The sequence below is a fragment of the Ectopseudomonas oleovorans genome (assembly GCF_003052605.1).
GTDB lineage: Bacteria > Pseudomonadota > Gammaproteobacteria > Pseudomonadales > Pseudomonadaceae > Aquipseudomonas > Aquipseudomonas oleovorans_A.
On the sequence record NZ_QASO01000073.1, the window covers coordinates 15369 to 27928 of the forward strand.

Genomic DNA, 12560 nt, shown 5'->3' on the forward strand with positions numbered 1-12560 from the left:
CTCAATAACCGCTGTACAGCAAGCCCAGCGCGACCTGACGCACCTCCTGCAGATCCACCGGTTTGCTCAGGCAGGCCGAAGCGCCGCGCGCTTTGGCATCCTCGAACAACCGTGCATCGGCCACCGCGCTGATCACCATCACCGGCACATCACGCAAACGCGGCTCAGCGCGCATGGCGTCGAGAATATCCAGCCCATTGCCGTCAGGCAGGTCGATATCCAGCAACACCAGTGCCGGCTCACTTTCCTGCAATTCGGCCAGTGCCCGCTGGCATGAACTGACGCCCCTGACCTCGGCAAACTCACGCAACGATGCCTGCAGGATCTTCATGCAGGCGGGATGATCCTCCACGCACAGCACCTGCACCAGACTTTTCACGGCCTGCGCCGGCACCTCGGCAGTCTCGTCGCCGAACACATCAGGGCTGGCCGCACTGGGGATGTCGAGCCAGAAACGACTACCGACACCAGGCTCGCTACGCACGCCGATTTCGCCTTCCATCAACGTGGCCAGCTCGCGGCAGAGCACCAGCCCGATGCCGGTACCGGGAATATTCGAGCTTTCCCGGCCGAGACGCTGAAAAGGCTGGAACAGCTGCGCCTGCTGCTCGCTGGAAAGCCCCGGTCCAGTGTCGTCAACCCACAACCGCACACAGTCGGCACGCACCTCGTAGCCCATGCGGATCATGCCGCGCGGGCTGTTGTACTTGATCGCATTGGACAGCAGGTTGAGCAGAATCTGCCGTACCCGGCGCGGGTCGCCCTGTACGAACAAGGGCGGATTGGCTGCCTCCATCACCTGCAGTTGCAACTGTTTCTGCTGCACTTCAGGCTGCACCAGCTCGGCACAACCGTTGAGTAGCGCGCCGATTTCGATCGGCTGCAACTGCAGCTGCTGACGCCGGCTCTCGATGCTCGACAGATCGAGAATGTCGTCTACCAATGAAGTGAGATGACGACTGGCGGTGACAATTTCGCGCGCGTAATCGGTCTCCAGTTTGGCGTCGTGCTTGTCCTGCACCTCCATCTCGATCAACTGGGCGAAGCCATGGATGGCGTTGAGCGGCGTGCGCAGTTCGTGACTCATGCTCGACAGAAAGCGACTCTTGGCCTGGCTGGCCGCGAGCGCTTCAAGGCTGGCGTGGCGCAGTTCTTCCTGCACCTGTTTGAGCCGAGTGATGTCGACGTGCGTACCGGCAATACGCAGCGGCCAGCCGCTCGCGTCACGCGCCAGGACCTTGCCACGGCTGAGCAGCCAGAGGTAATCACCGCGGCAATCGAGATAGCGGTACTCGGCGTCGAAATACTCTTCGCCACTGTCAGCGAATAGCTTGCGCAGGTGACGCAGACGTTCCAGATCATCGGGGTGTACGCGCTGGTTGAACTCGCTAAGCGTCAAGTGATTCGCACCCAGGCCAAAACGCCGGACGAAGCGCTCGCTGAGATCAATGGTCAGGTCGGTGGTATCGATCTGCCAGAGACTTTCAGTTGTACTCTCCAGCACCAGTTGCAGAATGCTTTGCGCCTCCTGCCGCTCATGCTCGCTGGCCTTGAGTTGCTTGCCGGCCTGCTGCACGGCGTCAGCCAGGCGACTGACCTCGGCGATATGACTGTCCGGCACGGCTGGTAAATATTTGCCCTGCCCCAGGCTGGTCGCCATGTCGACGATGCCATCGATGGGCTCGGCAAGTTGCTTGCTGAGGTTGCGCGAACGCAGCCACATCAGGGCGAAGAACAGCAGATAGAACGCTGCCAGGCCGGCAATCAGCAGATAGCCGATCTGCATGTAACGCTCGGCCAACTGGTTGGTGTCATGGAAGATCTGCTCCTCGTCCACCACCAACAGCAAGCGCCAGCCGGTTTGCGGAATTTCGCTCCAGGCCACCAGTTGCTTGCGGCCGCCGAGCAGCACTTCCTGCACGTTGCCATTGCCCTCGTTCATCGCCTGAAGCAATGGCTCCATACCCTCGCGCTTGGCCAGGTTGAAGTCCTCGGGCTTGAGTACTTCACGGCGCACGGCCTCTTCGTAGGAGTACTGGGTCAGCTCACGCAGACCAAAATCCAGCTCCCCTGCCTTCGGCAACGCCATGATGTTGTGGTCATGGCTGACCAGCATCGCGTAGCCCTGCCAAGGCACGTTGAGTTCGGCAATCTCGCCCAGTATCTGGCCCACGGTCACGTCGAGACCGACCACGCCTTCGAGAAAGTCCTCGCGATACACCGGGGCGATGGCCGACATCATCCATCCCAGGCCTGCCGGGTCGAGGTAAACCTCGGTCCACATCACCTTGCGTTCGGGGTTGTGCTTGGCGTCAGCAAGGTAATAGAAGTTGTAATCGGGTATCACCATGTCATGGGGATACTGCGCGGGCGTATCGAACCAGGGGTAAATGCGGTTGTAGCTGTCCCAGGTATTGAAATACAGCGCCGCTACCAGCGGGCTGGTCTGCTGGATCGAACGCATCAGCGGATCGAGTTGCGACAGCCGCATGGCCTTGGCGTGATCCTGTTGCGCCAGCGGCGTACTGTTGGCATAGAAGGATGCTGCGCGCCCGTCATCGCTGCGGGTATAGAACACGCCACTGTCAGTAACTGCGTGGCGCTGATGCTCGAGCTCATCGGCCTGGAAGCGCGTATCGAGCAACGCCTCGTACGCGGCCTCACGATAAACCTGCACCAGCGACTCGATGGAGCGCAGGCGCCCATCGATGATCTGTCCTTCACGTTGCGCGGCACTGGCCAGATCCTTGACTGCCGTTTCCTGCAAGTGTTCGATCTGCGCATCACGAATCGCCTGATTGCTCAGCAGATACACCGCGATCAGCACCGACTCCACCAGAATCAGCGGTATGAGCGCACTTTGCACAAACGCCCGCCATATCCACTGACGCAGAGGGTAGCGGCTAGAACTCGGCATTGAGGCTCCTTCCGGGGGCAAGCGCAGACAGACGCAGGGCGCCATCATAGCGCCCTGCGATGGAATCCGCAGTCGACGCAGAGGAACCTTTGCCGTAAACTCATGTCCTATCCGTAACCGCAAAGCTTTGGGGCCGATTAGGATTCGACGCCGGTAGCGAAGCTCGAGGTGCATGCCGACTTGGTAACAGAAGTCGTAAATCAACTGTTGCAACTTTCTATAGTTGCCAATGACGAAAACTACGAGGGCTACGCTCTCGCTGCGTAAGCGGCGCGACTAGTCCTTCTGGTAGCTTCGGCTCCAGCGATCACTAGGGGATGCCTGTAAACCTGAAGTGATTGTCATGCAGAACAGGATCGCCGCGTAGTACGTTGTGGACGAAGTGGCTAAAACTTACACAACTCGCCCAATGCACCCTGCCCGTCGGGCGGCTGAGGGTTAACTCAATAGACACGGCTAAGCATGTAGTACCAACAGTAGAGAACTGGCGGACGGGGGTTCAAATCCCCCCGGCTCCACCAAATGTAAGTTTCCACATGTTCCCACATGACCGGAAACACCCTGAAAAGCCCGCCCCGTGCGGGCTTTCTTGTATCTGCATGTCCCTGAACGCGCCCCTATACAATTGCCCACCGTGTATCCCGCCGTGTATCCTTTGACAAAAAGTGAACCGAAGGGATACACGAGTGAAGCGCAGCCAGATCAAGCGGCGCCCGCTGGCCGATACCGTACTTGCCAGCCTGGAGCCTGAACCAAAGGAATACCGGGAACTGGACGGTGACGGCCTGTACTTTCGCGTTAAGCCGGACGGCTCGAAGTCTTGGCAGCTGCGCTACAAAAAGGCGGATGGCAAGTGGTCATGGCTAGGTCTTGGCGGTTACGGCACTGGCGACCACCAACTGACCGGCGAACAGGCTCGCCGCAAAGTTCGCGAACTACGCGACAACACGGCGAAAGGCGGTAGCGTTCTGGCAACCAAACAAGCCCAGAAAGCAGCCGAGCTAGAGGCAGCCAACAACACCTTCGAGCGCCTGGCGCGCGAGTGGTACAGCGCCAAATGCAAGACCTGGTGCGGATTTCGGTGAACGTGACCGAGCGTTTCGCTAATACGTGACCGGTGCTTCCACCCCGGTTGCGCGGGTTCTGGATTGTAATCGCATCGGTCACGATGCGGCTTGTTCCTCGGCTTTTTTTCGGCGCAGCGACTCGCCTTTCATCGTCAGTCGGTAGGCGTTGTGCACCAGGCGGTCGAGGATGGCATCGGCCAGGGTCGGGTCGTTGATCCAGCCGTGCCAGTGCTCGATGGGCAGTTGGCTCGTCAGGATGGTGGAGCGGCTGCCAGCGCGGTCGTCGATCACCTCCAGCAGGTCATGCCGGGCTCCTTCCTCCAGCGGGGCTAGCGCCCAGTCGTCCAGCACCAGGACGTCGACCTTTGCCAGCTGTTGCAGGGTACGGCCGAAGCTGCCGTCGCCATGAGCGATGCGCAGTTGTTCCAGCAGGCGCGGGGTGCGCAGGTACAGGGTGCTATAGCCCTGGCGGCAGGCCTGGTTGCCCAGGGCGCAGGCCAGCCAGGTTTTGCCGGCACCGGTCGGGCCGGTCAGCAGCAGGTTGTGCTGCTGGCGGATCCAGTCGCCACTGGCCAGGGTGGCGATCAGACGCTCGTCCAGGGCGCGTCCGGAGCGGCGGTCGAGATCTTCCAGGCAGGCGTTGGCGTACTTGAGCTTGGCCTTCTTGCGCAGCCGTACCAGGCGCTGGTTGTCACGCCAGGCCAGTTCGCGGTCGAGCAGTAGGCCGAGGCGTTCATCGAAGCTCAGGCTGTGGCTGGCCGGCAGCGTCCATTGCTCCTCCAGGGCGCGGGCCATGCCGTCCAGGCGTAGCTGGTGCAGTTGATTCAGGGTGTGTTGCGGCATCATCGAACAGCTCCTGTTGCGGGGGTTGGTAGTAGTCGGCGCCACGGACGTTTTCGTGGTGCTCGGGCAAGGCCGTTTCAGCCGCGCGCTTGGGCAGCGGCTGCTGATCCAGGCCTTGCTGGAGCAGACTGCGCACGCTGCGCCCGGTGAAGGCGCGCAGCTGGACGGCCCGCTCGGCAGCGGCTTCCAGCCGTGCATTGCCATAGCGGCGAGCCAGCGAGAGCAGGCCGAGGCAGGCGCGGTAGCCCATCTCCGGGTGCGGCTTGTGGGTCAGTTGGTGATCGATCAGTTGGCGCGTGTAGGGGCCGATCCGCTCGCCCCAGTCGAGCAGGCGTTGCGGCGTCCACTCACGATGCGCCTGGTGCGCTGCGGGCATGTGTTCGCGCTGGGTACTGTAAGCGCCGCGTCGCCCCAGCAGCAGGTGGCTGGCCACCCGCCGGTTGCCATGCAGCACTTCCAGGGTGTGTGCCGTCAGTCGCACGTCCACGTTCTGCCGGGCCAGGGCGGAGGGCACGCTGTAGAAGCTGCCATTGACCTCGATGTGGTAGTCGATGCTGACCTTGCAGCGCTTGAAGGTGGCGACCTCGTAGGGATGCACCGGCAGCGCTCGCAAGGCCGGGCGATCCAGGCGCTCGAACCAGTCGCGCCGGCAGCCATCGAGCCGCTTGAACGGGCGCCGATTCAGATTCTCCAGCAGCTCGGCGATGGCCTGATTGAGCGCATGCAGGCTGAAGAACTGCCGATGGCGCAGCCGCGCCATGATCCAGCGCTCGACCACCTGCACCGCCACCTCGGCCTTGGCCTTGTCCTGAGGCTTGCGTGGCCGTGCCGGCAGGATCACCGTCTGGTAATGACGCGCGCACTCCAGCGTGGCCCGGTTCAGGCCCGGCTCGTAGCGATCCGGCTGGGCGACCAGGGCGCGCGGATTGTCCGGCACAACCATTTCCGGCACGCCGCCAAAGTAGGTCAGAGCCTGGCCCAGCGAGGTCAGCCAGTCCACCTGGGTTTCGCCTGGCGTCGCGCAGGCATAGGTGTAATTCGAGGCGCCCAGGGCGGCGACGAAGATGTGCGCCCGGCGCACTTCGCCGGTGGCCGGGTCGACCACCGGCAGCGTCGGCCCGGCATAGTCGATGAATAGCTTCTCGCCCGCACGGTGCAGCTGACGCATCGAACGTTTGAGCGTCTGGGCGTAGCGCCGGTAGTGCTCGACGAACTGGGTGTAGCGGTAGGTCGGCTGACCCGCATGCGCGGCGAGATATTCCTCCCACAGCAGCTGCAAGGTCACGCCCTTGCGTCGCAACTCGCGGTGGATGCTCAGCACATCGGGCAGCACTCGCTCACCGCGCGGCTTGTTCGTCGACGTCGGTGCAAACAAGGCGGCCGCCAGCGCGGCCTCGTCCATGGCCACCAGCGCCGGCCAGTCCAGCCCGGCCACCCGCGCCGCCGCGATGTACTTGCTAACCACGCCCTTGGACAGCTGCAAGGCACGGGCAATCTTCTCGTGGGACAAGCCGGCCTCAAACTTGAGGCGCAGACATTCTTTGATGTTTCGCATGGCTACTCGCGGCGCCGCCATCTTCCTCTCCCGAAATCGGTCGAGGATGGCGGCGCATCAGGTCATGCGCAACGAAGGGGAAGGCTTTCGCTAAGTCGTGACCGGCGATTTCGGTAAGCCGTGACCACCTGTTTCGGAACAGGCGGAGAATCGGTCACGTTGCTACCGAAATGAGCGGTCACGCGTTAGCGAAATGAGCGGTCACGATCAACCGAAACGGCCGGTCACGGTGCTCCGAAATCCGCAACTGAGTATCTGCGCCCGCTCGCCGTGGTCAGGAGGATCAAGCAGAATCGCCTCGGCCAACAGCGAACGCAGCCTGCCAATACGGGGTTGCAGTGCCTGTGCAGCCGCAGCATGGCGATCAGCCATGTCGCTCTGTCGCTCGATCTGTTCACCGACCAAGGCGATCGCCTGCTGCACCTCGATGATGGCGTCCGCGGGGTCACCTGCCAGCCAGACCTCCAGCCCGGCGAGCAGCGTGTCGCCATTCTCCTGCAACCGTTCCAGCGTGCGGCGCTGGCTCCTCGCATTCTCTAGTTCGAACGTTTTCTCTTCGGCCTGCGCCTGCAGCTCGGCCGCCCGTCTCTCGCGCGCACGCCGTCCCAGCCGCGGCTTGGCAGGAATACGCGACATACGCAGGGCAATCCCTTCCTGGACGAGCAAATCACCTTCGTTAGCCATCGTAGTGTCGGAGGAATCGGCCAGACGGTAGAGATCGGCATCACGTGACACCAGTAGCACGTCTGTCAGTTCCTCTGGCCGGTCGACAGAGGCACGAGCTGCCGCAGCGGGATCATCGACGACCAGTGCCTGTGCCAGGGGGCCAAGTCGGGCCTCCAGCACAGCCGCTTCCTCGATCGCCACTTCTTCGTAGCTGCCAGCCAGCAGCTCGGCGCCGAGCCTGTCCTTGAGCTGCAGCAACGCGGGCGAGAACGGCCCGCCGGCCGACAGCAGGTCACGTGCGTCCCGGAGCAGCTGCTCCTGTACATGCCGTGCCCCCTGTTCGACCCGGGCTGCCTCGGCGTGCTCTGTGCTCAAACAGGCACGAGCTGCATCCAGACTGGCCCGGTCCGTCACATGGGTATCGAGGTGATCGGAAATGCGGACGGCGCACTCCGCCAAAGTCTGCCATTGCGGCTCGCGTGCCATTAACTGCCGATGCTGTTGCTGCAGCTCCTCACGCCGGCGCCGTAGCTCAGCAAGTTCTTCATTGGCCGCCCGTTGTGCCTGTTCATGTGTGGATTGCTCGACTTCAGTATCACTCAGCAACGCGTCGACGACTTCAATGGCAGGCGCCTGGGTGAGAACCACGCCCAGCTCCCTCGCCGTTGCACACACCCTGGCCTGCCGGGCCTGCAGCTGTTGCGCTTCGGCCAGTTTCGCCTCAATGTCGGGAAGCTGCTCGGCAAGTACGCTCAGTGTCCGATGACGGTGCACCGCTTCGGTGGTCACATCGTACGCAGCGGTGATTTCGACATCCCGTCCCGCTAGCCGCCACACAGCCTCCATGAGCTGCTCATGACGCGCACGATGCTCCAGCGCATCGGACAGGCGCGTCCTTGCCTCCCGACGTTCCTGATCGACGCATTCGAGCATGTGGCGTACCGACATAAGCTGATCGGCGAACTGCGCAGGAAGCAAAGGTACGGTCTGCAAATGCGCCTCGGCTTCCCGTAGCCGTCGAATTGCCTGACGATAAGCAGCAGCCCGGCGATGCAACTCTTCGATGCCCTGCTGCAGATCGGCGAGCCCCTTGGCAGCGCGTTTGTAGCCCTCCCGGGCACGCTTGAGTTCCTCGCGATTGCGAGTCCGCAACGTTTCAGATTCGCTTCGTAGCCTGCCCGCTTGTTGTGCCGCTGTCTCAGCTTCCGCGAGCAGGGAGACACATTGTTGCAGGTTGCGTAGCGCCGCTAAGGAGTCCTTCAGTCTGCCGTGCCAGTCGCGGGCGGTTCCAAGTACGCGGTCGAGTTCATCTTTGCAAGTATCGAGCGTATTCAGCTCGGCCAAGGTTTCGTCGAGTACTCTGCGCGCTCCCTCTTGCGCCTGGAAGGCTTGATCGCGTGCGCTCTGCGCCTCGGCTACCCGGCGTGCCAGCTCATCGGCCCGTTCACGGGTGGCAAGGAAAGCTGCTGCGAACATGGCCTGGCCGGCTTCGAAGATACTGCCGATTTCTTGCTCCAGGCGGCGCGACTCTTGCACTTCTACCCGCGTGCGCCGGCAGGAATCCAGATTCGATCGCATCCTCTGCAAGGTATCAGCGAGGCCACTTTGCTCCCTGAGCAGGAACGAGCGTAGCTCCGAAGTGAGCACCCTTGAGATGCCGCCGGTCATGCTGGTACGCAACATATCGTTGAACTTATTGCGCTCCTCATCGGTACCAAGGCGCAGGGGCATGACTCCCTGATCGAATAGCGCGGCGAAGTACTCCCGGGCGGATGGATAAGATTGTAATCGCCCACCGAGCCGCGCCGCGTTGTCGCGCAACTCCTGTAACTCCGGCACGGACTCGACGCCCCCCTGTGCAACCAGCAGCAGATCCTGCAAGCGAACCGCAGGTTCGAGGCCCCAGACTATAAATGGGGTGGGCTCCACGGAGGGTTCACCTTTGCGTTCCAGATGTACCCCAGCCAGTAGCCTCTGTGCACCCGCAAGGGCAAAATCTACCACCACGTAGGAAGGGCGTCCGGGATCACCGAGACGTCCCCAAATACCCTTGTCGCCGCCAGTCGCTCCAGTCTCGCCGAGATTGGTGAAGCGCAGGCGGGACATGTCGGGCAGCAGAGCGACATAGGCGGCAATCATCACCGTGGTCTTGCCGGCACCGTTGCTGCCCTCCAGCGCAGTGACATGCCGATCGAGTAGATAACGCTCGTAGAAGACACCTTTCCAATTGACCAGGGCTAAAGCATCGGCACGCGTTCGACTCATGACAACATTTCCTCCCCCTCCGCGTCGCCGCTATCGTCATCCATGTCGTTAGCATCACCCAGTAATACCTCTCCACGCGCAACCAGCCGCTCTAGGGCGTCGCTGGGATCTGTGAGCCCGCGAACTGGCTCGGCAAAGCGCATGAGTGCCGGACGCAGGCGCAATCTGGCCGCATCAACCACATCGATGAAACCCAGCTCAGCTAACTTACGCAGCGCCTCGTCCGCTTTCCCTCGCACAGTTTCAGCGGCAATGCGTTCGTCATACTTGCGTCTACGCGGATTTAGCGTACGCACCAGCACATCGGTGCCCAGTAATCCGGACAGCCGCTGCAATAGCGCTTCACGTGTCGCCATGCCGCCATGCTGCAAAGTCGCGGGATCGAGATACATCAGCGCCAGCACCTGCCCGATAAGCATTTCGCCGACGGATAGCTGACGTCGCCCCAGCCGCTCGCCGCTGGGCAGCAAATAGAAATAGCCATCGCTCTGCTGGATCAGCTCACAACCGAAACGCCGATAAAAAGGTTCGAGCAGCGCCTGTGCCTCCACCAGGTAATCATAGGGGCAGCCATCATCTCGACCGATATGGCGTCCACGTCGCAGCATCAGATCCACCTCGGGGAATCGCTCGTCGACAATCACCTCTTCCAGAGAATCGAATACGGCATCGCTCACTCCACTTTCCTCCGGCCCTGGACAGTCCATTCCTCGACTTCGAGCTGTTCGCCCACTTCTAGCCATAGCCGCTCGCGGCTTGAACGCAATCGGGCTAGCCTTGCAGCTGCGTCAGCGATGCGACCCGCAGCCACGTATTGGCTATCGTCGGTCAGCGTGGCGAGTACCTGCACCGTTAGCCCCGCCAAGGTATCTACGCCCTCGTCGAGCGCCCGACTCACCAACACTTCGATATCTGCCAGCGCATTTTCAGCTTCCACCCAGGCTGGTTCGGCCTCACGATCAGTCTTTGGCCTGGCCACCACCGGACGCTCGACGCGTGCTTCAAGTGTACGTAGCAGGCAGATAGAGCCTGCATGCGCAGCTAGTAGATGGAAAGGCCTGTTTCCCCACTCCGCAATCTGATCGCGCAAGCGCTGGCTCAGCGCCCGATCAGGATCCAGTCTGACCACGTCGCGCAGGTAGCGGTGTACATACTGGTAGTATTCGGACCATGCCTTTTGGCGTGCACCGCCCCAGGCTCCGATCCGGTCTACATGTTCGATGACCCGCTGTGCGGCTCCCTCGGCTTCGACATTTTCTGCTGAAACGGCCAGCGCCTGGATGTCCTGGAGCAACGCAACGAAATGGTGTGTGTCTCGCAGCAGGATTTCATTGAGCTCGCGCAATGTGTGGGTCGTTGCGTCGAGCAGGCTCTGGCATCGATCGATTGCGCTAAACCAGTCGTTCGACAGCAGGCTAGCGATTTCCGCCTGGATTTCCTCCTGCTGGGCATCAAGCCCCCGCTGCCGACGTTCGATACCCGCCACCATGTCACCGACCGTGATCCTCAGGGGGGCGACCACGCGCTGACGCCAATCCTCATCGTTATGGGCCTTCCTGGCTGTCGCCAGGATGTCGGCAAGTTGAGCGCGCAAGGTACCGGTCAGTAGGCTGAGGCTTTCCCGAGTCAGGGCCTCGTCCGCCAGAAAGTATTCGATAACCGCAGCAGCAAGTCGTGTCAGCGCATACTCGCCCGCCCGAACGATGCCGGCGCCATCAACTCGGGCCAGCATGCGCTGCTCGCGTAATCGTTGAATGGCGTGCGTCGCGCGCTTGCGCGGATTTTCGGCAGCGGGTTCGACGACATCGCAGACCTGTTCAAACAGGTCGATCAGCAGATCTTCCTCGAACGACGCAAGCCCAGCCTTGTCCGCTCGCAGGTACAGACCTGCGAGAAAGCAGACATCCGCTGTTTTCAGGTCAAGATTGACCTGATCCCGTACCAGCGAGGCGATAAGGCGATTCGGATCGGATGCTGTCATAAGCGCTGAGTAGGCTTCTCTGCTACGCAGTATGAATGTATCCAAGCCTCATATTGTTCAGGCATGGACGGCCCCCTGTGCATCGGCCTGCTGTTCCTGAGTTTTGGCCGCGATCTCAGAATCGTCTGAGTATGCTTCTCGCATCATCATCTTGTAGTGAGCCAAATGCCCGGACTTGACGAAGATCGCCTTGAAGATATTCAGGTAGCTTTCCACCATTGCATCGTCGACAGCGACATATAGGTCATCGTGTGCGAAGTGAGAACCATCGTTGACCCATGAAAAAAGCGATCGGCATATGACCTTCTCACGCCCCTCGAACAGGTTGCAGATGTCGTCGGTATCGGATCCACCCAGGATCTTGAAGTAGTTTTCAAGAATGCGCCTGAGGGTGTTCTGGATTGAAAGGTTGGATCGGTCGGCCCGTCGTACCTCCGCCCACAGCAGTTCGTATGAGGTGACTATCGGGTTGCTTGTGTGGGCCTCTACTCTTGAAGAGTGATGAGATTTTCGGACGACCCAGAAGGTTTCCTCGCTGCGCATCGCATTTCTATCAGTGCGCCGGGCGTTGAAGGTCACTTCCTTGTGGAAGTAGACGTTATGGGTCAGTACGAAAACCTGTTTGATGTGACCGGTTCCTTGGCGCACCTCATCGAACAGCGCCTTGATCAGGCTGCTAACGATGAAGAGGATGTCGCTATCCAGACTCGACACAGGATCGTCGAAGACCACTATACGGTCAGTCGTCACGCCGCTTTCCGAATCGCTGCCTTTGAGCAGATGGTAAAAATAGAGGAAGGTGACGAAGGTACGTTCGCCTTCGCTCAAGGTTTCCTTCGCATCCATACCATCCGGTCGCCGCAGCACATAGGCGGTACCGCTATCTGCCTTGGCTAGGGAGAAACCATGAAAACCGAACGAGGCTAGCAAGGTATTTATTGCATCGATGGTCGGCTGGATGCTGGTGGTCGCACGCTCCAGCTCAGCTATTTCTTTCTCCACCTGACGCCGGTCTGCTTCCGCCGCTTCGATCTTTCCGTTCAAGGCAGTGATCGCGCCCACCAACCCTCGCTTCTTCGTCGAGCAATCCTGCAATGTATCCGTCCGGCCAACACACCTTCCTGGCCCCGACGCCAAAGGCGATGGTGTCCACCTGATTTAAGTGGACACCATTTCTAGCCTTTTAAGCGGGTCTTTCATGCAGCCACAACGCCGTTCCTACTCCAAATCCTTCAAGGCTCAGATCATTCAAGAGTGCGCCCAGCC

7 protein-coding genes, 1 other RNA gene and 1 pseudogene are annotated in these 12560 nt (G+C 60.9%); 2 read left to right on the forward strand and 7 right to left on the reverse strand.

From position 1 onward, the window contains the following. Position 1: 1 nt before the first annotated feature. The gene (locus DBO86_RS12580) at positions 2–2917 is read right to left on the reverse strand and encodes a hybrid sensor histidine kinase/response regulator (RefSeq protein ID WP_108233824.1); all 2916 of its coding nucleotides are present in this window, start codon (positions 2915–2917) and stop codon (positions 2–4) included. Positions 2918–3046: 129 nt separating this feature from the next. Between DBO86_RS12580 and ssrA the strand changes: the two genes are divergently transcribed. Continuing rightward, positions 3047–3438, forward strand: a transfer-messenger RNA (tmRNA) gene (gene ssrA, locus DBO86_RS12585). Positions 3439–3603: 165 nt separating this feature from the next. Next, positions 3604–3987 (forward strand): annotated as a pseudogene (locus DBO86_RS12590) (Arm DNA-binding domain-containing protein); the annotation flags it as partial. 93 nt (positions 3988–4080) lie between these two features. Here DBO86_RS12590 and istB read toward each other — a convergent pair. The 6 genes from istB to DBO86_RS12620 all read right to left on the reverse strand — a co-directional run bounded on the left by istB (position 4081) and on the right by DBO86_RS12620 (position 12431). Then, entirely contained in the window at positions 4081–4830 is a 750-nt protein-coding gene (gene istB, locus DBO86_RS12595) for an IS21-like element IS1474 family helper ATPase IstB (RefSeq protein ID WP_003460139.1), read from the reverse strand. Further along, a complete protein-coding gene (gene istA, locus DBO86_RS12600; protein WP_108233825.1) occupies positions 4718–6403 on the reverse strand; it encodes an IS21 family transposase in 1686 nt (561 codons plus the stop codon). The genes istB and istA overlap by 113 nt, the downstream gene beginning before the upstream one ends. A gap of 186 nt (positions 6404–6589) precedes the next feature. Then, a complete protein-coding gene (locus DBO86_RS12605) occupies positions 6590–9313 on the reverse strand; it encodes a hypothetical protein (RefSeq protein WP_244185547.1) in 2724 nt (907 codons plus the stop codon). Then, entirely contained in the window at positions 9310–9990 is a 681-nt protein-coding gene (locus DBO86_RS12610) for a chromosome partition protein MukE (RefSeq protein ID WP_003160975.1), read from the reverse strand. The genes DBO86_RS12605 and DBO86_RS12610 overlap by 4 nt, the downstream gene beginning before the upstream one ends. Further along, complete coding sequence (locus DBO86_RS12615; RefSeq protein WP_003288359.1) at positions 9987–11294, reverse strand: condensin subunit F; 1308 nt, start codon at positions 11292–11294, stop codon at positions 9987–9989. The genes DBO86_RS12610 and DBO86_RS12615 overlap by 4 nt, the downstream gene beginning before the upstream one ends. 57 nt (positions 11295–11351) lie before the next feature. Further along, complete coding sequence (locus DBO86_RS12620) at positions 11352–12431, reverse strand: AAA family ATPase (protein WP_341865947.1); 1080 nt, start codon at positions 12429–12431, stop codon at positions 11352–11354. Between the last annotated feature and the right edge of the window lie 129 nt (positions 12432–12560).

Coding starts and splice junctions, on each gene's coding strand:
- istB (WP_003460139.1), bottom strand. CDS start 4,830: ATGATGCCGCAACACACCCTGAATCAACTGCACCAGCTACGCCTGGAC.
- DBO86_RS12615 (WP_003288359.1), bottom strand. CDS start 11,294: ATGACAGCATCCGATCCGAATCGCCTTATCGCCTCGCTGGTACGGGAT.
- DBO86_RS12580 (WP_108233824.1), bottom strand. CDS start 2,917: ATGCCGAGTTCTAGCCGCTACCCTCTGCGTCAGTGGATATGGCGGGCG.
- DBO86_RS12605 (WP_244185547.1), bottom strand. CDS start 9,313: ATGAGTCGAACGCGTGCCGATGCTTTAGCCCTGGTCAATTGGAAAGGT.
- istA (WP_108233825.1), bottom strand. CDS start 6,403: ATGGCGGCGCCGCGAGTAGCCATGCGAAACATCAAAGAATGTCTGCGC.